This is a genomic window from Vibrio sp. 1159 (genome assembly GCF_033340395.1).
In the GTDB taxonomy this organism is placed as follows: Bacteria; Pseudomonadota; Gammaproteobacteria; order Enterobacterales; family Vibrionaceae; genus Vibrio; species Vibrio alginolyticus.
Genome location: NZ_JAWOWL010000014.1, coordinates 1 through 25,404, shown reverse-complemented (window position 1 = coordinate 25,404; position 25,404 = coordinate 1). Strand labels below are relative to the sequence as shown.

The following is a 25,404-nucleotide window of genomic DNA, read 5'->3' as shown; positions in this document are numbered from 1 at the left end:
ACCGGTATTTTTAGTGTCCTTTTGAGTTAACGGGAATGGCATGGTTGATACGAAGCAAGCTCATGATTTCTAAAGGTTGGCCTGATACGTTTTCAATACTCATGCTTCTTTCACGTTCAACTAGACGCTTATATAAGTAAACAATGGCACCAATCCCTGAAGAATCAAGAAATTGGACGTGCTGTAGGTTAATTTCGACTTCTTTGTGATGATTGTTGTGAATTACTTCATCAATGTGATGTTGTGCTTGTCGACAGCCGCTTGCGTCTAAGTCACCAAAAAACTCAATGGCTAACTTGTCTTGATTGATTTCTAGTTTGCGTAATTCCATGACTCTGTCTCCGTTTGTTTTTCTAATTGGATATAGAGCAGGTAACGTGCCAATTTGAAATTAATGAAAAATCAAACAGTTAAATATTGTTAATGATATTGTTCAATTTGAGAAAGGACTGATTCTCAAATTGAGAATCAAAAACGCACAGAGAAATGGTTTGCTTATAAGAGATTTTGAGCCGAAAGAAGTCGTTAGACCGGGGGAGGCACGTCATGATTAGATTCCAACTCGATTGACGAACCATCCGCCTTACGAGAATAATGTGTAACGACTAAATGCAAAACCTGTCTAAAGTTTATGATTATCTTTGCAAATTATTACTAATGTTGATTGTTATGAGTCGAAGAATAACTAGTAATAAATAGGTCATCGAGAGGACTTACGTTTCAATAAAGGCGATTTTTTGTACAAGGTCTTCTTATGCCATTAAAAATGACATTAATTGCGCTGGCTGTTATGGCAGCGTCTTCACAGCCTCAAGCGGATACTTCTCTCGCACCACCAGTTTCTCTTGCACAAAGCTATCAGGATGGCATTGATGTGTCTGAATATTGGTATAGCGAAAAACTTGATGGTGTTCGCGCTTATTGGACTGGGCAACATCTCGTGACGAGAAATGGTAATCGAATCTACGCCCCAGATTGGTTTACAGGACCTTTGCCTGATTATCCGTTGGATGGTGAACTTTGGGCTGGGAGAGGTAACTTTCATCTTGTTCAGCAAACGGTATTAGATAAAACTCCTGTAGAGTCTGCTTGGCGACATATCGACTTTATGATCTTTGATATGCCATATTCCGCTGGTGATTATCGGAAGCGTTATTACAACATCAAAGATTTAGTGCTTGAAGTCGACCAGCCTCATATCAAATATGTCGAGCACCGAGCCATTCAAAATGAAGCTCATCTGTTTACACAGTTGGATAAAATTTCAATATCCGACGGTGAAGGGGTGATGTTGCGGAAGGTATCAAGCCGCTATCAGGCTGGACGCGGTAGTGATTTGCTTAAACTAAAACGATACGCAGATGATGAAGCGTTAGTTGTGGGTTATAAGCCAGGAACAGGGCGCTTATTAGGTATGATGGGAGCAATGTTAGTTCGCTTACCAAATGGCATTGAGTTTTACATCGGTAGCGGATTTACCGATGAAGTGCGTCGCCAGCCTCCGAAAATTGGTTCAACCATTACATTTAGATATAACGGTTTTACACATACTGGTAAACCACGTTTTGCTCGATTCTTGCGTGAAAGGTTGAAGGAATAGAACGCTCTGCACTTACTAGTTGCCAACGGTTACGCCACATCGTTTGAAGAGACCCTGCCAAAACTGAACGTGGTTTAGGGTTTCTTGCCTAAATGTCCTATGTGCCTCAATGATGCCATACTGGTGACCATGGAGTTGCATACGGTTCTCCACCAAAGTGGCACCATCATTAAGTTGTTGATAGGTACTGTCTAAATAAGCCAAATAAGGTTGCACTTCTTCAACGTAAATGGATTGAAAGACATTTCTTAAGTAGCGGAACTGAGTGGTGTCTCTGTTCGGCCCGCACAATACATTGCTCTGGTTCTGCTCAAGTAGCTGAGTTGTCGCTTTTAACCAAAGGGATGTATTTACCATTGAATAGTAAAGTCGTCCGAGTAAACGAGATTTCTCTAACTCTTCTTGATATTGCGTAACTTCCACATCGGGTAGACGTGAGACCGCGCGGTGGGGTAAATCATACATTTCGCTGAAAATACGATAGACATCGTTAATGCGTGCAATATCATTCGTCGTGTCTTGAGATAGCCAATCAGAGGCAGTTAGTTGCTTTTGCATGGCATCACTTACGAGTAGTAAGTTGTCGAGATGAATGTCTAAATGTTGCCACTTGGTTGCGTAAAGCTCTGTCAATGTCGCGCGTTCTTCATCGCTAAGTGGAAATTCGGATAAACATCGATTCATGACTCTTAAAAGGGCAGTTTGATAATCAAAATCATGAAAGGCATCCTGCACCTTTCCAAGTTGTGAGTTTTTCTCGGCAAGTAAATTAAAGAGTCCGCACTGTCGTAATTGATAGCTCTCTAGCAGGCCAATAGATAGCCTTGGCAATGGCTCGAACAAAACGCGTTTCGCAGGAATCGTTACCGTAGACTGTAATGTTATTGGAATAGCAGGAGCTTCCAATACATTGGCTACACGTTGATGATACTTATCAAACATGGCGTTCTCTGGATTAAACCAGTTATCACAACCATTAAGAATCAAGATTAAGAACAATAAAATAGACCGCACAAATATCCTTTTTTATAACTTCGTATCCGTTGTCTAGAGAGCAAAATCAACCGCTTCGTAATCTTGTTATAAGTATACTCAACCGTGTGATTATTCGATCAAAAAAGCCAGCGGATGCTGGCTTTTTTACTTTTTATTGAACTGAAAAGTTCAATTGCACTTCTGGCTCTTGGCGATGCATCCAACGCATTCTGACGCCTAACAGAAAGGCCGCAGAAGATAGGCCGATGATAAAACCAAGCCAGAAGCCTTGTGCTCCCATTGGCTCGACAATCCAGTCTGTACGGCCAAGGACGTAACCAATTGGCAGCCCAAGAATCCAATAAGCAATAAAAGTACGGTTGAAGATAGCTCGCATGTCTTTATAGCCGCGTAATGCACCAGCTGCGATCACTTGAACCGCATCCGTACATTGATAAACAGCGGCAAATACGAGCAGGTGCATCGCTAGAGTGATTACCTCTGGGTTGCTAGTGTAAAGCTCGGCGATCCACTCACGAGACAAGACGGTTAAAATCGCTGTGAGAACGGACAATGCTAGACCAACCATAATGCCGACTCGTGACGCTACGCGCGCGCCATCTACGTTTTCTTCACCAAGTCGATGGCCGACACGAATGCTTACTGCTGCACCAATACTCATTGGTAGCATAAATACCAACGAGGAGAAGTTAATCGCGACTTGATGCGCTGCCACAATGATAGGACCCAGTGGTGAAACGAGCAGTGCAACGACAGCAAACAGTGTTACTTCAAAAAACAGCGCTGCTGCAACAGGAAAGCCGAGCTTGAATAGACGAACTTGCGCTTTCCATTGTGGGCGATGCCATTCTCCAAATAGGTTGATGCTTTTCAATCGCTCTGATGTCATCACATACAGCAATAGCATGGCAAACATGACCCAGTAAACAATCGTGGTTGCTACACCACAGCCAACACCGCCTAATTCAGGTGCACCAAACTTGCCGTACACGAAAATCCAGTTTAGAGGAATGTTGAGCAGCAAACCGATAAAGCCAATAACCATTGCCGGTTTCGTCAATGACATACCATCCGTAAAGCTTCTAAGCGTTTGGAAAAGTAAAAAAGCGGGTACTGCTAATATAACGGCATGAATGTATCCCACCGTTTTTTCAGCCATCAGTGCTTCAACATCCATCAGCCCGAGAATAAACTGGGTTTGAAGCAGGACTGCAATTATCGGCACACTGATCAGCAATGCCAAAACGACGCCTTGCTGAATTTCAAACGGGATTTTCACTCGACGACCAGAGCCATTTAACTGTGCGACAACAGGGACCAATGCCATTAATAAACCCACCCCAAACAAAATGGATGGTAGCCAAATACTTGAAGCGACAGAAACCGCAGCCATGTCGGTGGCGCTAACGCCGCCAGCCATTACGGTATCAACAAACCCCATACCAGTTTGAGCGACAGATGCGATCAATACCGGGGTCGCCAATTTGATAAGACTTGATGCTTCTTCTTTATAGCGATGCACGAAAAATACTCCAGAGCGGAACAATAAGTTGAAAGAATGAGAGTACTCGAGGGCAAAAGATGTGGTGAACGGATCTGATGATTGATTTTAGTCACGATAAGGTGAAAAAATGCCTCGGAGAAACTCCGCGCAAATGATAAACAATTGTATGTTCATATTCCATAGCTAGGTAGCGAATAGTCGATAACACTGACTGGACGCTCTCCACGCTAAGGATACGCTTTTACTGAGAACAGCAGCGAATCATGGTAATGTTGAAGCATGCATGAGAACAAACCAGTGTTCATTAAGCCATGGCTTTATCGTCTGCGGTCTTTATTTCCGACCTGTAGCGCAGTGTTTAGGGCTTAGTCTTCGACTACAGTTGGTATTAAATCAATAGGTAAAAAGAAATGTTTACAGGAATAGTTCAGGGTACGGCGAAGGTCGTTAAAATTGATAAAAAAGAACGCTTTCAAACGCACGTTGTCGAGTTAAGCGATGAACTTTGTAAAGGGTTAGAAATTGGTGCATCCGTTGCACACAACGGATGTTGTCTAACTGTGACTAAGATCGAAGGCAACCTTATCAGTTTTGATTTAATGCAAGCGACATTGGCTCTTACTAATTTAGGTCGGCTGGTGGAAGGGGATAGCGTAAACATTGAGCGCGCGGCTAAGTTTGGTGACGAAATAGGCGGGCATAGCATGTCTGGTCATATTAGTTTAACGGCAGATATTGTCGATATCATCGATACGCCCAATAACCGCACGATTTGGTTCCAACTGCCGCAAGAATCAATGAAATATGTATTAGCGAAAGGTTACATTGGTTTAGATGGCTGCTCGCTAACTATTGGTGAAGTTGAAGCGTGTCGTTTTTCGGTACACCTAATTCCAGAAACCTTGCAGCGAACGCTTTTCGGAGTGAGACAAGTAGGGGAGCGTGTTAATATTGAGTTTGATCCTCAGACTCAAGCAATTGTTGATACTGTTGAGCGCGTTCTTGCAGCAAAACAGCTTTAGAATGAGAAAAAGGAGCCGAGTGCTCCTTTTTCATTTAAGCGTTTTTATATTTCTGATGTTCACATGCTCGAGCTGCTATTCGTAATTGTCATCGATAAATAGTTCGACCTTGTCTTGTAGCTCATCCACTCGCATATTTAGGTGGATAGCGTGGCAACAAGCTGGGCAATCATCATAAAATTCTTGGTCACCATTGCTTGCATCCAATGTAATGCTGATAGAATGTCCGCAATGCGGGCACTTTACATACCTTTCGGTATAATTTTTCATACAACAACTCCTAATCTCGCAGGGCTTTTAAACACACTATTCATCAAGGAAGTACAGCCCTTTACTTACTTTGCCTACAAGGAAAATAGGCACAATCCAAAGTTAAGTCTCCTTTGATATTAGGTCGAGTTGTTGCTAATTGAGTCGAAATAAGTACAAAACTTGACCCCAAACTCAACCTTGAGCTTAGGGTGATTTTCTGTAGTGATGTGCCTCGAGATTTTACATCTTGAAATATGCAGTGGCTTCCAAATTAATAAGAAATGATTTTATTAATAACCAGTTGAGCCTGTTCCAAGTAATGGCCGCCAAACAAATTACAATGGTTGAGAACATGGTAAAGGTTATAGATATCTTTACGCTCTTCATAGCTTGAAGAAAGTGGTATAACCGATTCGTAGCCTTGATAAAATTCTGGTTGAAATCCACCAAAAAGCTCTGTCATCGCAATATCACACTCCCTGTCCCCCCAATAGCATGCAGGATCGTAACAGATAGGACCGAATGCAGTGAGTGCCGCATTTCCATTCCATAAATCGCCATGCAACAAAGAAGGTTCCGGAGCATGGTTTGCTAGCCGCTGTTTTACGACGTCGATAAAGTCATCGATATCAACCAAGGTGACGCCTTTTTCTTTAAGGAGCTGTAATTGCCATCCTATGCGTTGCTCAGCAAAGAATACACACCATTTCTTGTGCCATTTGTTGGGCTGTAGAGTCGAACCGAGATAGTTGTCGGTATCAAAACCAAACTCTTTTTGCTCGCCCCACTGGTGTAGGTGAGCTAATTGCTGCCCAAATTTAAAGCTGTTGGGACCATCTTCTAATGGTTTCGTTGGAAGGTAGTTAAGAATTAGGAATGAGGCATTTTTGGTTTTACCAACCAATACCACCTCAGGTACAAATAGGGTTGATGTTTCACGCAAAAGATGCAGGCTTTCAGCTTCTACCTCAAATTTAGACAAAAACTCGCGATCGTTAATTTTCACAAAATAACGTTGCTCGCCATCATTGATCATGTAGCTTTCACTGATATCCCCACCAGACAGCCTTACTTTTTCCGTGATCTGGTAATCGAACAATAAAGTATCAGAAAGCTGTTGCGATATTGCTTGCCACATACAAAACCTCGCGAATCTATTTGACCACCAATAGTTTAGGATAAATAGCAGGGAGTTGGCGCTATGTTGAGCATACTTAGTAAAGAAACCTTCCTCTTAGTGTAGTCAATTTGTATAAATGTGAATCAAATCGCTTATAAGCCTCTGATTTGTTGGCTTAGCATATGGAGATGAACGTTTACAACAGGTATTATGATTTTTTTGACGTTAGTTCCATTGGTGGCATGAAAATACTGATATGTGATGACTCAGCTGTTGCAAGAAAGCTTATTGCGCGTTCTATCGTACAAGATACATCATTGCATCTTATTGAAGCGCAAGATGGTTATGAGGCGCTTAATATTCTTGCTGAGCAAAATATCGATATTTTGTTTCTCGATTTAACGATGCCTATAATGGATGGTTTTGAGGTCCTCGAATCATTACCTGTTAGTCAGTACCCGACCAACATCGTCATTATTTCTGGAGATGTTCAACAAGAGGCAAAACAGCGCTGTCTCGATCTTGGTGCTCAAGCTTTTATCGCTAAGCCTCTGACAGAAGAGCAGGTGCTCCCACTATACGAACAATTAGGACTGCATTATGCGTTCAAACCTAGTCATTCGGTTGATTCTAAAAACCAGGGTTGCGAAGAGCTTTCCTTACTAGCCAAATTCCGTGAAATTGCGAACATTGCCCTTGGTAAAGGGGCTGCGATTATGGCCGACCATTTACATGAGTTCATACAACTTCCTGTTCCTCATGTTGGACCGTTGTCCTACGGCGAGCTTCATATGACACTGGTTGATGTGGTTGGGCGTGACAGTTCCGTTGCGGTAGCGCAGAGGTTTGTCGGTGGTGGTATTCACGGAGAGGCACTGGTGTGCTTACGTGGTAGGGATATCAATCAGATTGGGGAAAAATTAGGTTACCTCCTTGAGTTTACGCCTCATAATGAAATCATCTTGAATATCTCTAACCTACTGGTTTCGTCATTTCTCACATCATTGGGCGATCAACTCGACAAGCAGTTCTCACTTCGTCAGCCAGGCATTGTGGATACCTTAACACCTTATTGTGAAGAGCAAGGCGAGTTGGGTGAGCTCTTTACTATCGAATACACCTACATGGCAGAAGCGCTCGATTTCGAGTGCGAGGTACTGTTTTTAATTGATAAGCCATCCGTAGAAATAATCTATGAAATCATGGAGCTAATCTAATGTCCGATATCACGCTGGACATAGCAGACTTTCATTGGGTCACACAAATTCTCGATACGATGGATTCAGGGCTTATTGTTTTGGATCAAGAGTATAAAGTGTGTGTGTGGAACAGTTTTATGCAGTCATACAGTGGCATTCTATCACAAGAAATTCTTGGTGAATGTTTATTTGAGCATTTTGAAGAGCTGCCAAGAACTTGGCTAGAAACCAAGATAAAAGCTGCCGCCGATCTGGAAACTCGTTCTTTTTCTAGCTGGGAAAACCGACCGTATCTTTTTAAGTTCAACAATTTTTCTCCGGTTTCAAACAGCAGTGATTTTATGTATCAAGATATCGTGATCACGCCGTTAATTGGGCTCTCAGGAGAGGTCAGCCACATAGCGATTCAAGTCAATGATGTTTCTGAAACTGCGAGAAATCGCATTCATTTGAAATAAACAAATCAACATTTGTCGGAAATCAGTCGCAAAGATGGTTTAACAGGTTTATTTAATCGCGCTTATTGGGAGCAATCATTGAAAGATGAGTTTGCTCACTTAAAAGTTATCGACGGACCATGCTCATTAGTAATATTCGATATCGACCACTTTAAGAAGGTGAATGATACTTATGGTCACCCGACAGGGGACGAAGTCATTCGTCGAACCTCTGCCTTGTTGAGAAAAACAGCAAGAAGCAGTGACATCTGCGGTCGTTTTGGTGGTGAAGAGTTTACCGTACTACTTCCTCACACAAACCAGGAGCAAGCTTGCTATTTCGCAGAGCGTTTGCGCAAAAGAATTGAGCAAGAGATCGTGAAAGTGGAAGATTTTTTGATTAATTACACGATAAGTATTGGTGTTTGCGAGTATAAGCCTTATTTTGAAACTCACACTCAATGGTTAAAGAGTGCCGATGCTGCGCTGTATCGTGCAAAAGAAAATGGTCGTAACCAAACCTGTTTGCATGAAAATGGCTGAAATATAAAAAGGTTTGAAGAAACCCTGTATCCGAATTCAGTGAAGCAAAGCTCAATTGTTTGAAAATCATCCAGTTGGTTCGTGAATGTTTGTTAATATGAAATAAGTTAATGAAATTTTCTCGGCATGTCTTACTATTGAAACTATTCTGCTTTCAGCTTCGAAGGCTTGCAATAAACGGAGAAAAACAGTGGTTTTAGAAACCGATGGATATCTCGCTCTTATCGAGCACTTGTCTCTAAATCTAGATATTTTTACGACCGAAATTGGCGACACTGGATCCGAAAGCATCGAAGATGTTGTCACCGATATGGTGGCTTCAAACATCATGGCGATTTTTGAGCAAAATCCAGAACTTCACTCGAGCGTACGTTTCAAATTGTTGAAAGAGGCTGATGCAGTTGTTGAAGATCTTGGTGAGATATTGGCTGGGGTATGGCATAAAAAAGCGACCAATGAACAGATCACGTTCCTTGATGAATACATCGCTCTGGTCAAAAATCTGTTCGATAATGCTGTTGCGACTTACGACTGATATTGTTTTAACTTACAGCAATGTCCGGTTAAGAGTAAGAAGAGTTACATTGTAACTCTTCTTATTTGCCAAAACTTAGATGCCCAGTATGGGTTGTCGATTCTTGAAATAATCACACCTCTAGACGTCGATGCATGCATGAACTGCTTGTTACCCAAGTAAATTCCGACATGATAAGTTGTACGTCTTGTTTTAAAAAACACTAGATCCCCTTGCTTGGCATCCGTCCAACTTAACTCCACACCTTGCGTTGATTGCTGCCTCGTTGTCCTTGGTAACGAGAGCTGATAAGCCTCAATAAACGCTTTTTGTACAAATGCTGAGCAATCAATTCCAGATTTCTGTGTCCCGCCTAAGCGATAAGGCGTGCCGTGCCACTCTGTGTAAAACTCGAACAAGTCGGGGTTGTCCGACAATAGCTGATTTGTAGGTGCTGTCACTTGAGCTTGCTCACTAGGCTCAGGCCCAGAAGAGCAGGCGCTTAGTAGCACACTGATTATCAAAGGAAAATATACTCGACGCAAATCACCACCTGTCATCTCTATGACTCACAACTGAAATATTAGTGTCATAACCAATCCATAGTATGGGCTGCAAATCACGGTTTTGTCTCACAAATGTGACGGAATCACTGCAGAACCGATTCAACCTTAAGAAAGAATAAAAATTGATTATGGCAAAGCGAAAACGCTCACGCACATCACTTTCACTGATTCAGGCTGTCAGTGCAACATTTTTAACTATCATTACTCTTGTTATAGCCCTTTCTGTCTCAAGTTTCAAAGGAATGGAACAGGTAGGGGAACAATTTGAAGACTTGTCGCAAAAAGCATTACCAATCGCGATGGCAAACGCAAAGTTAACCAGGAATGTATTGGAGATGGTTAAGCTACTCAACCATGGTATGCAGATTACTGAGCCGAAAGAGTTGCCTCTCGTAAAAGAGCAAATCGACTCTCTTGCAACTCAAAGCACAACTTTGGTTGTGAAAGCGTCTGGTGTAGCTCAGCAACTCTCGGAGGAGTTAGACACCAAACTAGCGCGTTTACATAACATCACGCAGTCCATTTTGTTGAAGCAATCTTCGGTGATACAAATTCAAATGGATATTGATGCCGCTGTTGGTGGTTTTCGCTATGGGCTTAGCTCTATCGGCCCGGAAATGAATCGAATCAGTTCGTTCCTTAGTGCTGATAATCCTGAGTCGAGCGATGCCGCTAACCGTTTCATTGCTTCTGCAAGCTCAATGGAAAGTACGTTCTTAGTCATGATGATGCACTCAGAATTAAACAAAGCCGAAAAAGAATACCGAGAAATGCGAAATCGCATAGCAGGTATTAAACTCGCCTATGAAGACTTCCAATCTTTCCATCCTGAAGTAAGTGAATATGCAAGCTTAACCGCACCATATGAGATGGTGAAACAAGGCTTTAGTGAAAAGGGCGTGCTGCGTTTGATCCTCGCCAAACTAGAACAAGGGGAATTGCAACGTTCAGAGTTTAAACAGGCTTCGATGCTTGCGGATGAAACCATGCGGTTACTTGATCAAATCTCCCAAACCGCTGGTCAGTTGATCGATGAAAAGGAGCGGGTGGTCAACGAGACCATTGAATCGGTGAGCGTTGTGCTCGTGTTTGCGGCGTGTGTGATTTCTTTTATTATTCTTGTTACTTGGTTTAGTCTCAAGTCATGGACAAACCGAGGGTTAAGGAATGTACTAACGCGTCTTTCAGCACTTACCGAACATGATTTTCGTGACAAGGCAGAAGAAGTTGGCCCCTATGAGCTGAAAGAAGTAGCACGAAAGTTGAATCAAGTAATCGATTCCACACATGACTCCATTCAAACGGTGACGCGCAATTGTGAAACGCTTTATCAGACGGCAGAAGTAAGTCACAGTGCAGCCGAACAAACAAGTGATGGGTTGGCAACACAAAATGAAGCGTTGTCGAGTATGATCACGACCATAACGCAGCTTGAAGCCTCTATTCGTGAAATAGCAATGGTGACAAATGCATCTTCACAGGACTCGCTCCTTGCAACCCAACACACTGAAAAAGGGGTTCAAGTCGTGGAACAAAACCGCGAACGTTTGGAGTCATTAGAAAGCTCTTTGGATGTAAATGAACAGTCAATGTTAGAGCTAGACCAGCGTGTTAAACAGATTCGTGAAATGGTGGATATGATCAGTGGGATCGCGGACAACACCAACTTACTTGCTCTCAACGCGGCAATAGAGGCTGCCCGTGCTGGTGAGCAAGGGCGTGGATTTGCGGTTGTCGCTGATGAAGTTCGCAAACTTGCAAGTGATACCTCTCAACAAACTACGAACATCCGAGAAATGATGAGCGAGCTTATTACTGCCGCAGAGCGCTCGCGCCAAGCAGTTAATGATTCAAGAGAAGAAATGACCCACGCGCTACAGTCCAGCAATGAAGTGAAATCGACATTCTCTGATATCAACCTCGCGGTTAAGCACATTCAAGAACGTGTTGAGCAAATCTCAGTTGCTACAGAAGAACAAGAACGAGCGACGGCAGATGTATCTCAATCCATCACACATATTTCTGATCTTGGCGAACGCACAAAGCTGCAGCTTGAGTCTATGGTTGAGAGTTCTGAGCAAGTGGCGGAAATTGCTGGGCACCAGCAAGCAATGCTGCACAAGTATGAGCTTCATCAGACCAAGTAAATGAGATGTTTCCACCGACAAAAAGCAGAACCTCGGTTCTGCTTTTTTGTTACGGCTACTCATTTAATGGCTCCTATTTGCATCGCAAAAGTGAGTTACATCTCATCTCGTTCATTTCTAAAGGGTTTAGTTATCACAACGTGATGTTAATGCTTTGTTCGAGGGACTCGTTGACTAGAATGTCGCCAGAATTCAAAGGAATGAATCATGCAGCTTCATGCGATTTTTTTATATCCAGAGAAAGCTAAAGCCATAAGAAGGAGTGGTTTTGTGATCGATAAAGTTTGCCCCGTCGTTCTACGTAATCAAAATCAAGAGATCCTACTTTTTAAACATCCGTTGGCGGGTGTTCAGCTCGTCAAGGGCACTGTTGAAGTGTTTGATGAAAGTTACATCATAGCGGCCAAGCGGGAGCTCGCTGAGGAGTCTGGTATCACACATGTTCGTTCCGCACGATATTTATGCTCATGGGACAGTGGCTTTCAAAATCAAGCATGGCATTTTGTTTTGTGTGAGTGTGCTGATCTCGCTAATTCATGGCTGTTTCATACGCAAGACGATGGTGGACATGATTTCGCGTTCTTCTGGCACGATGTCGAGAGCGGCCTTCCCGCGAATGCACATACTGTGTTTCAGCGCGGGCTGGAAAAGGTACGAGAGTTGCTAAACCAAGGCGTGATTTAAAGGAGGATTCTGTCGTTGCATTGGCGGATTTGGGACAATGACAAAGCAAACACTATGCTTCTACTAGAAGCAAATAAAGAAGGTAGAGTAGCCGTTACTGTTCTCATCGTGTTGATAATGGCACTGTCGATCTCAAAAATGGCGATGAGATTACAAATGTTTAAGTGACTTCTATATGCTTTGCTCATTCATTCAGATAAGGAAACGGTAATGGATAAATTCGTCTTGTTTCTCTTATGCCTTTTTATGACAGTTGGCGGAGTGGTTCATCTTTATGACAACATTGTTGGTGGCTTTTTACCTTACGATTTTGCGCCACGCTGGTTGAATATGTATTGGAGCGCTTTGGGACTATTGGACTTATTAGCAGCGTATCTATTGGTCAAGCATCGCCGCTCTGGCATAGTCGTTATGTTATTGATTCTTATAACCAATGTTATCTTTAGTTCCCACGCTCACTATACATTAGAAATATTAGATAACAACGTCGCCCTACAAATGAAGACACTGTTTTTAGGGTTCTCATTTGGGGTATCTATCTGGTTATGGAATGCGCGAAAACATAGTCAATCGCGCCAAATATTTCGTTAATTATTATTTTCACAACACTCGATTAAGGATTGTAAACAGGGACTCGTTATGAACGATTTTAAAGACTTGGCCAGTTTTGCTGGTTTCAGCGTACTGACAGGTTTGAGCTTTGCCACCACTTTCTTCAGCCTTGCTTTTCTATACAGCTCAATAGAGGCACAGCAAGTAATGAACACCAATGCTTTGGCATGTGCAGTGCTTGGTGTTGTTGGTTTATTTGTTGGTATTACTCAGTTAAACAAAAAGCGTCAGCTAGCAGAAAACTAATCTGTTCTTACACATCATGAGGATGAAGTAGTGTTTAACAGGGGTTTAGGCTTGGTCTATTCGTTTTGTTGACATACTTCATCCAACAATATTTTTTCAACCATCACTTCTTCTCTTTATTGTAGCGAAAGGGCTGCGTTAACAGCTTATCTAATCTTTGCTCTTCTTCGTCTCTAATTTCCGGCACACCAATAACAACATCTTCATGACCCAACTTAGGCTGAGCTCGGTATGTCCCAAAAAAGCGGTCCCAAACTGAAAGGAAAAAACCAAAGTTTGAGTGGGTCTCTTTTACTATCACTGAATGGTGCACGCGATGCATGTCTGGTGTAACGATGACGTTTCGCAGTTTTTGGTCCATAGATAAAGCCAGTTTTGCATTACTGTGATTAAACATCGCGCTCGCATTAAGCACAATTTCAAATACCACAATTCCGATAGGTGAAACACCTAAGATAAACACGGCTGCAATTTTTACTCCCATTGAAATGATTATTTCGAAGGGATGAAAGCGTGCGCCTGTGGTGACGTCTATGTCGAGATCGGCGTGATGCATTCGGTGAATCTTCCACAGCGGTTTTACATGATGAAAGACAACATGCTGAGCGTAAATGACGAAATCAAGCAAAATGACGGTTAGAAAAATATTTAACCAAGCGGGGAGGGACAGAATATTCAGCAGCCCCCATTGTTGCTCCTGAGCTATGACCGCAGCTTGAAAGGCGGCGATAGGCATGATTAAAGCAATAACTAGGCTGTTAAAAGCAACCAATGACAAGTTATTGACCCAGCGAAACCTGCGCGAAGCGGTCAGTGTTTTTCTAGGCAATTTGTTCTCCCAAATGGCACAAAGCAATAATACGCCAAGGAAAAAGCCTAATCTGAGCCATGAGGGTTCTTGAAATGTCGTTTCTGTCACTGTCATTCCCTTATTTATTTCTTTATCTATGACCGAGATAAGAGTGAAATTATTTCAACACACTGCTGATGGGCTTATCTTGAGGCGAAACCATAATATCAGTAGAATCGCGCTCTACTTTTTACTTGGCATTACTTACCATGAGAATTCACGCTTTCCACCGTTTATATCAGTACCGACAATCTATCTCAACCAAGCCTTTCAACGCGCGTGGATGTAAAGTGGTTCGTTGCCAATATTGCCAGGTTTCTGAGCAACACTGTTTGTGCGACCTTCAGCCAAACATCAAGGCCAATATTGCATGTATGTTGATTGTTTCTGAAAACGAAGTGTTTAAGCCAAGTAATACCGGTCGTCTAATCGCTGATACGATTCAAGAGACTTACGTGTATCAATGGAACCGAACAGAACCGTCTGAAGAGATGCTAGCGCTACTACAGGATGACAGTTACCAACCGGTGATTGTATTTCCTGCAGACTATGTGGATGATCCCTCTCGTTTAATTGAAGATCTAGAGCCAGGGCGATTGGTAAAAGAAGATGTCGAGAACAAAAAATGGTTGCTGATCTTTATTGATGGTAGCTGGCGTGAGGCGCGAAAGATATTCCGTCGTTCTGATTTTCTTAAATCTTTGCCTGTGCTTTCCATTGAGCCGGAATCTCTGTCTGAATACATCATGCGCCGCTCCGAGAATGAGCAGCATCTTTCAACCGCCGAAGTCGCGACATTAGTTTTAAAACAAGCTGGTGAGCCGAAAGCTGCGGAATGCCTTCAATTGTGGTTTGAAGCCTTCAGAGAAACTTACATGCTGAGCAAGACTCGAGTCAAAAGCGACCCTAACCAGCCACACTTGAAACGTTTCAAAGAGTGGATGAAAACCGAGAGCTGACTCTAAGGAATGAGCTTTTGTTGATGGTATGTTGTTCAACTGGCTTCGGTGAGGGGATAAATCTGCATTCGGTCACGGTTTGCAGGCGTACAGATATGGATAATGCCATCAGTTTATACTTTTGACTCTAGCCATTTTTGAGAGTCGTTTGAAGCATTTTTTAGGAGAGAAATACATGTATTACGGCTTTGATGTCGGCGGCACTAAAATTGAATTTGGTGCATTTAACGAGAAGCTTGAGCGTGTAGCGACGGAACGTGTACCTACACCAACAGACAACTACGAGCTGCTGGTTGATACCATTGCGGAATTGGTGAACAAATACGATACAGAGTTTGGCTGCGAAGGTACGATTGGTCTTGGCCTACCAGGTATGGAAGACGCCGATGATGCAACGGTACTAACAGTTAACGTTCCTGCGGCAAAAGGCAAACCACTTCGTGCTGATCTGGAAGCTAAAATCGGTCGCAGCGTAAAAATTGAAAACGATGCAAACTGTTTCGCGCTTTCTGAAGCCTGGGACGAAGATCTTCAAGATGAACCATCTGTACTAGGTTTGATCCTTGGTACTGGTTTTGGCGGTGGCTTTATCTACGAAGGTAAAGTATTCTCTGGTCGCAACCACGTAGCGGGTGAGGTGGGTCACACACGTCTTCCTATCGACGCATGGTTCCACCTGGGCGAAAACGCACCATTACTTGGCTGTGGCTGTGGCAACAAAGGCTGTTTAGATAGTTACCTATCTGGTCGTGGTTTCGAGCTTCTTTACGCGCATTACTACGGCGAAGAGAAGAAAGCGATCGACATTATTAAAGCGCACGCAGAGGGTGAAGAGAAAGCAGTAGAGCACGTCGAGCGCTTTATGGAGCTGCTAGCGATCTGCTTTGCAAACCTGTTTACTGCAACAGACCCACACACCGTTGTACTTGGTGGCGGCTTATCTAACTTCGAATTGATTTACGAAGAGATGCCAAAACGCATCCCTAAACACTTATTGTCTGTGGCTAAGTGTCCTAAGATCATCAAAGCAAAACACGGTGATTCAGGTGGTGTACGCGGCGCTGCGTTCTTAAACATCAAGTAATGACTTAAACCTTACTCGATATAAAGTAAGAAGAAATTTAAAGCCCCGCTTAGACTTTCAAGGTTAAACGGGGCTTTTACTTATATACCTAAGTAATTTCGGTATGCTCGGGTATAGATCATGAACAAAAGTAGCATGCATAAAAAACTCACGACGAATCGTGAGTTTTCTGTTTGCAGCTAAGCTTATTTGTTCTTTTTGCCTACGCCCAGGTTTTCTTTTTGAGCTAGGGTGATTTTGCTAAAGCCTAATTTTCTGAAGTAGTTGTCGCGGTAGTTTCGCACCGCTTTAGTGTCAGACACTGCTTCGATTTGTTGCTCCATCTTTAGGAACTCAGTGATATCGATACCTTCGGCTTCTGCAACTGCTTCTTGAATGTTGCGGTGCTGCTGGTATGAGAACGTCAGTTCTTTGTCTTGGTCTTTGTAAGTGTAAAGAATGGTGCGAGCCATAGCTGTCTCTCTGAAAAGGTTTCTGTATTAAACAAAAAGGCCAGACTCGCTGACCTTTGAATTTCTAGTTTGAGCTAGATTCTGCCTTGAAGTGGGATAATTGTCACGCTTTCTCCCGCTTTTACTGTATCAATAGCTGGGGAGATTTCGATCAAACAGTTCGCCTCACTCATTGAACGCAGAATACCAGAACCTTGCTTGCCTGTTGTACGAACGGTTAAACGGCCAGTTTCATCCAGCTCATAGACGCCACGGCTAAACTCGGTACGACCTTGGCGAGAGCGAAGATTCTCAGTCGCGATGGCATTCACTTTCAGAGGGTTCCAGCCTTGTTCGCCTTGCATCTTACGCAGTGCAGGCTCAACAAAGTTGATGAATGAAACCATCACTGCCACAGGGTTGCCCGGCAGACCAAAGAACGGCTTGTTGTTGATTTGACCAAACGCTAATGGACGTCCCGGACGCATGTTGATTCGCCAAAAATCTATTTGACCAAGTTTATCCAAGGCAAGTTTGATGTAATCCGCATCACCAACAGATACGCCACCAGAAGTCATAACCACGTCCGCTTGCGCCGATGCGTTTTCCAACGCTTCAATCATTAACTGTTCGTTGTCTTCCAGAATACCGAAATCCAAGATCTCGCAGCCGAGCTTTTCAAGCATGCCCATGATGGTAAAACGGTTGGAATCGTAGATAGAATTCGCTTTTTGCTCTGTTCCCGGCGCTTGTACTTCGTCACCGGTGGAGAACACGGCAACTTTCAATTTTCGGAATACATTCGCTTCACCAAAGCCAAGCGAAGCGATCATGCCCATTTCTGGAGAGGCGAGGCGAGTGCCTGCGGTAAAGACGTCACTGCCGATAGCGAGATCTTCACCTGCTTGACGAACGTTTTGGCCTGCTTTGATATTCGCACCGTTAAAAGTGACCTTGTCACCTTCTTGAATGGCTTGCTCACGCATGACCACTGTATCGCCGTTACGTGGTGTTGGTGCGCCAGTCATGATCTTCACCGCTTGACCAACGTCCAGAGGTTGATCGTAAGCATGGCCCGCCATCACTTCAGCAACCACTTGGTAGCTATCACGGTCAACATCATCACTGCGGATGGCATAACCGTCCATCGCGGAGTTGGTGTATTGCGGCACATTTACTAGTGAAACGATATGTTCCGCAAGAACGCGGCCATAGGCGTTTTCAATCTTGCATGCTTCTATTTCCGAAACCGTGTTCACCAAAGAAAGGATTTTCTCTTGGCCTTGAACCACAGAAAGGAAAGCAGGAGAAAGGGTATCGCAACATGCGGCTTCTTTCTCTTTATTTTTTGGTGCTTTCGCTTCTTGAACATACTGAATAACGAACTGAGCAATCGCTTCAAGATCATTGATGTTCATTTGTGGCAGTTCAGAGTCCAACTCGCCGCCGTCTGAAGCGATAGCGATGATGTTTTCATCGTTTGGATAAAGCCAAGGCTTGCCGACTTCTTCACGGTGCAATTCGATTTTAGGAAACGCGATGTTTTTGCAGCCTTCGACCAAAACCACATCAAGCATGTCTTCATCAAAACGTGTTAATAGGTATTCAAACTCCGCTTCGGCTTCTGGCGTTTCTGTCATTAACGCAAAACGGTTGCGAGAAGCAATCAGCATTTGAGATGCGCCAGCTTTGCGTAAACGGTAGCTGTCTTTACCCGGCTTATCGACATCGAAGTTGTGGTGCGCATGTTTTAGCATGCCAATGCGTAAACCTGCTTCGGTCAGCTTTGGCAATAGGGCTTCAAGTAGCGTGGTTTTGCCTGTGCCTGAATAAGCTGCAAAACCAAGAATAGGAATGTTTAGCGTGTGTTTCATGATTCTAATTGTCCAAATTGCGCCAGTTCTTCCGGAGTGTTCAAGTTGACGAAACAGTTTGGTGAGTCGCTAAAGTCAACGTAACTGGTGTTGCACTCTTTGTAGAGCAGAATGATTTTGCGGTCGCCACGTTCTAAAAACGCGGTGAGTTTTGGCAGTACGCGCTTGTGGTAGAGCGTAAAAACAGGTTGCTGATGGTCACCATCATGCGCGACCAAAATATCGCTGTCTTCTTTGACGGCCTGGCAGAAACGCTCGACAAGGTCGGTGTTAATTTGTGGACTATCGCAAGGTACAAATCCGACCCAGTCGGTTTCAGAATGCATCAAACCCGCGTGAATACCGCCCATAGGCCCAGGGAAATCTTTGAATTGATCACTAAATACGAAACCAAATTTGCTGTACGCATCTTGGTTTCGGTTGGCATTAATTAAAATGCGTGGAGTTTGTGGAGATAAACGTTCAATAACGTGTTCGATGAGTGGCTTCTGATTTAACTCAATCAGACCTTTATCTTTTCCACCCATACGGCTGGCTTGGCCACCAGCCAAAATGACCCAACTAGTTTGTGTTGGTTGAAGCATATGCATTCTCTTGGGATGTTTCTTTTGGTATGACATACAACAGAGGAGACTCTATCAAAGTCTTGTCTTTAATCCACCACTGTTTTTTACATAAGTCGGTCAGTGCGTTGGCCTGATGGCTTGTCACCACGATACTGGAACCACGATCCAAAAGATCTTTCGCCATCACTACCAATCGTTCAATGGATTCTTGGTCTAAAGACGCACTTGGCTCATCCATCAATAAAATCGACGGTTTTAAAATCCAAGCCCTTGCCATGGCAACGCGCTGTTTTTCACCGCCGGACAACACGGAAATATGTTCGTCCGCTAAGGTTTCTAAACCTACCATGCGCAGCGCGTGAATAACTTGAGCTCGCTTATCTTTTTGCGTGTCTTGTTGATATTTCACTCCATAGACTACGTTTTCATATACAGTGCCGTCAAAAAGGTAAGGGGATTGATGGAGATAAATCACATCGACACGACCATTGCGACACGTCAGTCTTTTCAGCCACGTATCTTTTGGCGCAACAACATCGCCAGTAGAGGGTTTGAGCAAGCCAGCAAGGATTTTGAGTAGGGTAGTTTTGCCCACACCATTGTCACCCTTGAGATAAATGGCATCATTTGGGCCGATGGCTAACTCAGGGATGTGGAAAAGCACACGCTCTTTAAAGCGCATGGATAACTGTTCGGCGGTGATTTTTATAGTCATAATTCGCCTCGACATGGGGTTAATGGTGAGTCGTTTGTTTGCTTCATGTTCTATGTTCTGAGGTAGCCTTTGCCTCTCATGCTTGATAAGAAGAAGTTTAGAGCCAACGCTAAAGATAGTAATACAATTCCTAATGCAACTCCTTGCGCAAAAGCACCTTTACTGCTTTCCATTGCGATAGCCGTGGGAATATTTCGCGTCACGCCCATAATGTTCCCACCAACCATCATTGAGCAGCCCACCTCGGTCACGATACGTGAAAACCCTGCAATGATAGCCGCAAGTAGAGGAAAGCGGGTTTCCCAAATCATCGTAGCTGCCAAGCGCGGAATGGAGACGCCCAGCGTGATGGCAGTTTCCACTGCACGACGGTCGCTAGATTGTAATGCACCATGCATCATCGATACCAAAACAGGGAAGCAGATCACCATTTGGCCGAAGATCATTGCCTTCTGAGTGAACAGCATTTGCCAGTCTCCCCAAGGGCCAGCACGCGACAGCAACATGTACAGCAACAGGCCAATCACGACGGTAGGGACCGCTTGCAGCGTATTTACGATCGACAACAAAAACCATTTACCGCGAAAGTCGGTATACGCCAGTACAAAGGACATCAAAATAGCCGGCAATACCACTAGGGATATTGCCGTGATAGAAACACTAAAGGAGACCGCAACGATCTCCCATAGGTCTGCATCAAAATTTACCAGTAAGCGAAGCGCTTCCAGTGTTGTATCAGCAAGATTCATATTGCGTTATTTGCTCTCAGCATTCGCAACAAACAGTTGTTTACCGTTTAGGCGGAAACCATTGATAAGTTCCTGTCCGCGAGGGTTCACCAACCAATCACTGAAAGCTTTCGCGCCTTGGTAGTTGATTGTTGGGTAACGCTCAGGGTTAACAAGAATAACTTGGTACGGGTTAAACAGTTTTTCATCGCCTTGGAACAGAATTTCTAGATCCAATTTGTTTTGGTAAGCCAGCCATGTGCCGCGATCCGTCATGGTGTAGCCTTGCATTTCAGACGCCATGTTTAGAGTTGGGCCCATACCTTGACCTACGCTACGGTAGCCACCAAAGTTCGGTTCGATTTTAGTTTGAGCCCAGAAGCCCATTTCTTTTTTGTGCGTACCAGAATCATCGCCGCGAGAGATGAACGTTGCGTTTTTGTTTGCGATCTCTTTGAATACATCTAACACGCCTTCGTCATTTTTGATTGTTGCTGGGTCAGCTTTCGGGCCTACAATCACAAAGTCGTTGTACATTAGCTTGCGAGGTAAAACGCCGTAGCCTTTCTCAACAAATGCGCCTTCAGCTTTTGGTGCATGTGTCATCACCAAATCTACGTCACCGTTTTCGCCCATTTTTAAGGCTTTACCCGTACCTGCAGCAATAACATCGACTTTGTAGCCCGTGTCTTTTTCAAATTGTGGAAGCAGGTAATCAAGTAAACCTGAATGGTAAGTACTGGTTGTGGTTGCAAGGCGAACATGTTCTCCGTCTTGAGCAGAAAACGCAGAGTAACTTACAAGCGTGATAGACGTTGCAGCCAGAGTTAGCGCAATTTTTTTCATTTTTATGTGTTCCTTTCCAATGATTCTTTGGAATCTCCCAGGTTTTAGGGAGAAGCCTTTTTGGACGAGAGCGATTAGCGTAATACGCAAGTTGTCTTAGGGTGTTGGAATAAGCAAACATCAACATCCTGAGATCACTTAAATGCGCTCCGTATCCACCTTATAGCAAACAAGATGCCAACCTTTTACAAGCTTAAAGTGCTTGGTTTATGCACTAAATCATGGGGTTATTTGCATAAAAGTTTGCGTTGGTACAAAATGTCGCACTTTTTGTAGGGTATCTCTGTTTAAACTTGGTACACTCTGTCCCATCGAAATCCATCTGGGGTAAATATGTCTACTCAATCCCATCTTAGTACAAACCAACAATATAGCGCCTTTTCCGTACTGGTCGTCGATGATGAATTAGGCATGCAAGCCATCTTGAAAAAGGCATTGGGTAAGCTTTTTTCACATGTCGATACAGCTGGTAGCATCGAAGAAGCAGAACAACTGCGTAATTCTCGACATTATGATCTGATCTTACTGGATATTAATCTGCCAGGGCGTTCTGGAATTGAGTGGGAAGAAGCGTTTGAAGATGATGACAAACGTGCCGATGTGATTTTTATGACGGGTTATGCGGATTTAGAAATTGCCATTCGAGCGCTACAGCTCGGTGCTTCCGACTTTATCCTCAAACCATTCAACCTTGAGCAGATGTTAAAAGCGGTCAGTCGCTGTATGGATCGCCGTTTGAACGAACGCATGCAGTACGCCATGACACGCGATTACCAACGTCACAATACCTCAGAGATCATCGGCGGCTCAGAAAAAACGCGTCTGCTTAAGCAACTTATTAACCAATTTGCACCATCACGCGCTTCTGTTTTGGTTGAAGGTGAGTCGGGTACGGGTAAAGAGCTAGTTGCACGAGGTATTCACCAGGCGAGTGGGCGAACGGGCCCGTTTGTGCCAATCAACTGCGGTGCGATTGCACCAGAGCTTTTAGAAAGTGAGTTGTTTGGTCATACATCGGGCGCGTTTACCGGTGCAAAAAAATCGCGTGAAGGTTTGTTCCGTGTTGCGAACGGTGGCACCTTATTTCTTGACGAAATCGGGGAGATGCCACTTGCAATGCAGGCATCACTATTACGTGTGTTAGAGCAGCGTACGATTCGCCCTGTCGGTTCAGAAAGAGAGATCAGTATTGATGTCCGTATCGTAGCGGCAACCAACCGAAACCTGCAAGAAGAGGTCAATCAAGGTAATTTCCGCAGTGACCTCTATTACCGTTTAAACGTTCTGAAAATTGAAGTGTGTCCGCTGCGAGAGCGCAAAACCGACTTATTTGAGTTGGTGCCATTTTTCAGCAATATGCTGACGCGCGAGCTCGGTATGCCTGCGCCCAAATGGGCTCACGAGGATATGGAAGCCATGAGTGAGTACGATTGGCCGGGAAACATTCGTGAGCTGAAAAACTTGATTGAGCGTTGTATCTTGCTTGGCAAACCACCTGCACACTATTGGCGAGAGCTGAATGGCGGGCATTCACTGCCTAATGTATCGATTACTGTTTCTCACTCTGCTGAGTTACCAACCTTTAGAGAAGGCAAAGAATTTACTGGCGAAGGCTATCCAAACAGCTGGACGTTAAAAGAAGTCGAGAAAGCACATATTAAACAAGTCGTTAATTTGCATGAAGGCAATAAGTCTGCCGCTGCTCGCGACTTGGGCGTAGCTCGCAAGACCTTAGAACGTAAATACAAAGAATGGGATTCTGAGGATGAGGAATATGCCGACTAACGGCCCACAGTACAAAGGATTGTCAAAATGGACGCACCGTTTTAAAACCATGGTGCGTTATCGCTTGTTATTCTTAACCTCTGCGCCGATTTTCCTCACATTGTTAGCTCTGATCGGCATTACCATTTATTGGTCTATTCATTACACGTGGCAAAATGCGCTGCTTGATGTCTCGGAACGTCTTGGTGTTGCAAATAACAGTGTAACGTTGTTACAGCAAAAGCAAGCCAATTACGTGCGGGCGTTTGCCGATTCGTACGATTTCCGTATTCGCATTAATAAAGGACTGCCACAAGGTGACCTGCAAAAGTGGGTCACAGAGCAGAAGAAAAGATATGCTTTAGATTTTCTCTCTTTCCAACGCGTCAATTCCATGGAAAACAAATTCCGCTTTATGGATCTCACCAAGCGCGAATCGTTTTTTGATGTACTCAATAAAGAAGAACTCGAACGCCTCGATCCTGAACTCGCCAAACGAGCAGAAGTGCCTATTCTTGCTGATGGTGACAGGGAGGCGCGTGGGTTAGTCAGTCGAACCGTGATTCCGGTATACAGCCAAGCGAACGATTTGATCGGCTTTCTTGATGGTGGTTTGCTCCTTAACAACAGCACAGTGCTGGTGGATCAAATCCGCGATCTCATTTACTTAAGTGATAATGACCGCCTTCGCCCTGTGGGTACGTTGACGGTATTTCTCGATGATTTGCGTGTGAGCACCAACGTTCCTTTAGACAGCGATCATAGACTAGGGCGCGCTATAGGCACTCGCGTGAGCGCCGAAGTGTATAACCAAGTACTTTCTAAGGGTGAACAGTGGGTTGATCGCGCTTATGTGTATGACGCTTGGTATATTACGGCGTATCAACCAATCAAAGACCAATACGACAATGTTATTGGTATGCTTTATACCGGTTACCTCATGTGGCCATTCGTTAAAGCCTACATGACCAACATTGCCGAAATCAGCTTGATTACGGTTATGTTATTGCTGGTTTCTGGCGTGATGGTATATCGCGGTTCTTATGATCTGTTTCGACCGATCGAACGCATTCATAAAGTGGTGAAGCAGGTCCAACAAGGTAAAGAAAAACGGATTGGCCCGTTAGGATTAGATGCCGATCATGAACTTGCGCAGTTAGCCAGACAGTTTGATGATATGTTAGACGCGCTAGAAGAGCGCAAAATTGAACTGAAAAACTCCGCAGCTCAACTTGAATGCAAAGTTCAAGAGCGTACGGCAAGCCTGAGAGAAAAAACCCAAGATCTTGAACTGCATATTCAATTGCTCAACCAAACCCGCGACAAACTCGTTGTTCATGAAAAACTGGCAGCATTGGGAGAACTCACCGCGGGGATTGCTCACGAAATTAATAACCCAACCGCCGTGATTCTTGGCAACGTAGAATTGATCCATTTTGAATTGGGTGACGATGCAAGTCGAGTACAAGAGGAGATTGATGCGATTCACGCGCAAATTGATCGTATCCGCAATATCACGCGCAGTTTATTGCAATACAGTCGCCAAGGCGGTGTTCAAGATGAAATCACTTGGCAACATGTCAATCCTATCATTGATGAAAGCATCACCTTGGTTAAAACTGGCACCAAGAAACGCGACGTTGAGTTTGTGACTGACCTACAAGCGCATACGTCCGTTGAGATAAACCGTCACCACTTGCTACAAATCTTAGTTAATTTGCAAATGAACGCCATTCACGCAATGAGCGGTAAAGGAACTTTAACAGTAGTCAGTGAAGACTGGATTGAAGAGGGCGAAGTGAAAGGAGCCGCGATTCATGTTATCGATGAGGGCTGCGGTATTAAACCAGAAAACTTGAGTCGAATCTTCTCGCCATTTTACACAACTAAACGAGAAGGCACAGGGTTAGGGCTATCGGTCTCCCAAAGTATTCTCAGCCAAACGGGTGGTGAGTTAAAAGCAGAGTCTGAATGGGGAAAAGGCAGTAAATTCAGTATTTATTTACCTAAAAAAGCCGAACTGATCCTAGAGGTGACGAACATCGCTTAGTCACTTTTTTGAAGTATTTGACCCGTCCTGATATGGGTTGACACTTTTTAACTAAAACGCTCGATGTACTTCATCGGGCGTTTTGTATTTTAAAG

Annotated in this window: 25 protein-coding genes and 1 pseudogene; 13 read left to right on the top strand and 13 right to left on the bottom strand. The window is 43.9% G+C overall.

The genetic code is table 11. From position 1 onward, the window contains the following. Nucleotides 1–10 precede the first annotated feature (10 nt). Entirely contained in the window at nt 11–331 is a 321-nt protein-coding gene (locus R7127_RS12785) for an STAS domain-containing protein (RefSeq protein ID WP_017634929.1), read from the bottom strand. A gap of 423 nt (nt 332–754) precedes the next feature. Here R7127_RS12785 and R7127_RS12780 point away from each other — a divergent pair, with 423 nt between their 5' ends. Continuing rightward, nucleotides 755–1,600 (top strand): DNA ligase, encoded by an 846-nt coding sequence (locus R7127_RS12780; RefSeq protein ID WP_017634928.1) that lies wholly within the window; start codon nt 755–757, stop codon nt 1,598–1,600. Between the two features lie 15 nt (nt 1,601–1,615). Here R7127_RS12780 and R7127_RS12775 read toward each other — a convergent pair whose 3' ends face one another. Both R7127_RS12775 and R7127_RS12770 read right to left on the bottom strand, forming a co-directional pair. Continuing rightward, on the bottom strand, nt 1,616–2,614 hold the full coding sequence (locus tag R7127_RS12775; protein ID WP_053303081.1) for a DUF3080 domain-containing protein: 999 nt from the start codon (nt 2,612–2,614) through the stop codon (nt 1,616–1,618). A gap of 133 nt (nt 2,615–2,747) precedes the next feature. Continuing rightward, nucleotides 2,748–4,118: an MATE family efflux transporter gene (locus R7127_RS12770; protein WP_053303080.1), complete on the bottom strand. Its 1,371-nt coding sequence runs from the start codon at nt 4,116–4,118 to the stop codon at nt 2,748–2,750. A gap of 392 nt (nt 4,119–4,510) precedes the next feature. On the opposite strand from R7127_RS12770, the gene R7127_RS12765 reads away from it, so the two are divergent. Beyond that, on the top strand, nt 4,511–5,122 hold the full coding sequence (locus R7127_RS12765) for a riboflavin synthase (protein ID WP_005377625.1): 612 nt from the start codon (nt 4,511–4,513) through the stop codon (nt 5,120–5,122). A gap of 75 nt (nt 5,123–5,197) precedes the next feature. Here the strand turns inward: R7127_RS12765 and R7127_RS12760 are convergent, their stop codons facing one another. Further along, nucleotides 5,198–5,392, bottom strand: a complete 195-nt coding sequence (locus tag R7127_RS12760; protein WP_047102257.1) for a CPXCG motif-containing cysteine-rich protein — start codon at nt 5,390–5,392, stop codon at nt 5,198–5,200. 253 nt (nt 5,393–5,645) lie between these two features. Next, nucleotides 5,646–6,512, bottom strand: a complete 867-nt coding sequence (locus tag R7127_RS12755; RefSeq protein WP_047102259.1) for a fructosamine kinase family protein — start codon at nt 6,510–6,512, stop codon at nt 5,646–5,648. 224 nt (nt 6,513–6,736) lie between these two features. Between R7127_RS12755 and R7127_RS12750 the strand changes: the two genes are divergently transcribed. The 3 genes and pseudogenes from R7127_RS12750 (at nt 6,737) to R7127_RS12740 (ending at nt 9,208) form a co-directional block, all read left to right on the top strand. Continuing rightward, on the top strand, nt 6,737–7,711 hold the full coding sequence (locus tag R7127_RS12750) for a response regulator (RefSeq protein WP_042523017.1): 975 nt from the start codon (nt 6,737–6,739) through the stop codon (nt 7,709–7,711). Further along, nucleotides 7,711–8,673 (top strand): annotated as a pseudogene (locus tag R7127_RS12745) (diguanylate cyclase). Before R7127_RS12750 ends, R7127_RS12745 begins: the two are co-directional and overlap by 1 nt. Nucleotides 8,674–8,863: 190 nt before the next feature. Further along, nucleotides 8,864–9,208, top strand: a complete 345-nt coding sequence (locus R7127_RS12740; RefSeq protein WP_005377620.1) for a DUF3802 family protein — start codon at nt 8,864–8,866, stop codon at nt 9,206–9,208. Between the two features lie 44 nt (nt 9,209–9,252). On the opposite strand, the gene R7127_RS12735 is transcribed toward R7127_RS12740, so the two are convergent. Next, entirely contained in the window at nt 9,253–9,747 is a 495-nt protein-coding gene (locus R7127_RS12735) for an NlpC/P60 family protein (RefSeq protein WP_005377619.1), read from the bottom strand. A 134-nt stretch (nt 9,748–9,881) separates the two neighbouring features. On the opposite strand from R7127_RS12735, the gene R7127_RS12730 reads away from it, so the two are divergent. The 4 genes from R7127_RS12730 to R7127_RS12715 all read left to right on the top strand — a co-directional run bounded on the left by R7127_RS12730 (nt 9,882) and on the right by R7127_RS12715 (nt 13,442). Continuing rightward, complete coding sequence (locus R7127_RS12730; RefSeq protein ID WP_213895591.1) at nt 9,882–11,900, top strand: methyl-accepting chemotaxis protein; 2,019 nt, start codon at nt 9,882–9,884, stop codon at nt 11,898–11,900. 270 nt (nt 11,901–12,170) lie between these two features. Next, complete coding sequence (locus R7127_RS12725; RefSeq protein ID WP_025766662.1) at nt 12,171–12,584, top strand: NUDIX hydrolase; 414 nt, start codon at nt 12,171–12,173, stop codon at nt 12,582–12,584. Nucleotides 12,585–12,794: 210 nt separating this feature from the next. Next, on the top strand, nt 12,795–13,175 hold the full coding sequence (locus R7127_RS12720; protein ID WP_025766661.1) for a hypothetical protein: 381 nt from the start codon (nt 12,795–12,797) through the stop codon (nt 13,173–13,175). Nucleotides 13,176–13,223: 48 nt separating this feature from the next. Next, nucleotides 13,224–13,442 (top strand): hypothetical protein, encoded by a 219-nt coding sequence (locus tag R7127_RS12715; protein WP_005389537.1) that lies wholly within the window; start codon nt 13,224–13,226, stop codon nt 13,440–13,442. 103 nt (nt 13,443–13,545) lie between these two features. Here the strand turns inward: R7127_RS12715 and R7127_RS12710 are convergent, their stop codons facing one another. Beyond that, entirely contained in the window at nt 13,546–14,361 is an 816-nt protein-coding gene (locus R7127_RS12710) for a sterol desaturase family protein (protein WP_031777247.1), read from the bottom strand. Nucleotides 14,362–14,501: 140 nt separating this feature from the next. On the opposite strand from R7127_RS12710, the gene R7127_RS12705 reads away from it, so the two are divergent. Both R7127_RS12705 and nagK read left to right on the top strand, forming a co-directional pair. After that, nucleotides 14,502–15,251 (top strand): tRNA-uridine aminocarboxypropyltransferase, encoded by a 750-nt coding sequence (locus tag R7127_RS12705; protein WP_213895590.1) that lies wholly within the window; start codon nt 14,502–14,504, stop codon nt 15,249–15,251. 175 nt (nt 15,252–15,426) lie between these two features. After that, on the top strand, nt 15,427–16,335 hold the full coding sequence (nagK, locus tag R7127_RS12700; RefSeq protein ID WP_005377586.1) for an N-acetylglucosamine kinase: 909 nt from the start codon (nt 15,427–15,429) through the stop codon (nt 16,333–16,335). Nucleotides 16,336–16,520: 185 nt separating this feature from the next. On the opposite strand, the gene R7127_RS12695 is transcribed toward nagK, so the two are convergent. From R7127_RS12695 to R7127_RS12670, 6 genes are all read right to left on the bottom strand, one after another. Continuing rightward, the gene (locus tag R7127_RS12695) at nt 16,521–16,787 is read right to left on the bottom strand and encodes a DUF2960 domain-containing protein (protein ID WP_005377584.1); all 267 of its coding nucleotides are present in this window, start codon (nt 16,785–16,787) and stop codon (nt 16,521–16,523) included. 74 nt (nt 16,788–16,861) lie between these two features. Then, nucleotides 16,862–18,640 (bottom strand): bifunctional molybdopterin-guanine dinucleotide biosynthesis adaptor protein MobB/molybdopterin molybdotransferase MoeA, encoded by a 1,779-nt coding sequence (locus R7127_RS12690; RefSeq protein WP_172563271.1) that lies wholly within the window; start codon nt 18,638–18,640, stop codon nt 16,862–16,864. Then, nucleotides 18,637–19,224, bottom strand: coding sequence for a molybdenum cofactor guanylyltransferase MobA (gene mobA / locus R7127_RS12685; protein WP_005389527.1), 588 nt, complete (start codon nt 19,222–19,224; stop codon nt 18,637–18,639). The genes R7127_RS12690 and mobA overlap by 4 nt, the downstream gene beginning before the upstream one ends. Beyond that, nucleotides 19,202–19,921, bottom strand: a complete 720-nt coding sequence (locus R7127_RS12680; protein ID WP_017820675.1) for an energy-coupling factor ABC transporter ATP-binding protein — start codon at nt 19,919–19,921, stop codon at nt 19,202–19,204. The genes mobA and R7127_RS12680 overlap by 23 nt, the downstream gene beginning before the upstream one ends. Nucleotides 19,922–19,971: 50 nt before the next feature. Further along, nucleotides 19,972–20,670, bottom strand: coding sequence for an ABC transporter permease (locus R7127_RS12675; RefSeq protein WP_005389524.1), 699 nt, complete (start codon nt 20,668–20,670; stop codon nt 19,972–19,974). A gap of 6 nt (nt 20,671–20,676) precedes the next feature. Next, a complete protein-coding gene (locus tag R7127_RS12670; protein WP_005389522.1) occupies nt 20,677–21,495 on the bottom strand; it encodes a substrate-binding domain-containing protein in 819 nt (272 codons plus the stop codon). 333 nt (nt 21,496–21,828) lie between these two features. Here R7127_RS12670 and R7127_RS12665 point away from each other — a divergent pair, with 333 nt between their 5' ends. Both R7127_RS12665 and R7127_RS12660 read left to right on the top strand, forming a co-directional pair. Then, nucleotides 21,829–23,280, top strand: a complete 1,452-nt coding sequence (locus R7127_RS12665; protein ID WP_017820677.1) for a sigma-54-dependent transcriptional regulator — start codon at nt 21,829–21,831, stop codon at nt 23,278–23,280. Beyond that, the gene (locus tag R7127_RS12660; protein WP_172563270.1) at nt 23,270–25,309 is read left to right on the top strand and encodes a cache domain-containing protein; all 2,040 of its coding nucleotides are present in this window, start codon (nt 23,270–23,272) and stop codon (nt 25,307–25,309) included. Before R7127_RS12665 ends, R7127_RS12660 begins: the two co-directional genes overlap by 11 nt. Nucleotides 25,310–25,404 lie beyond the last annotated feature (95 nt).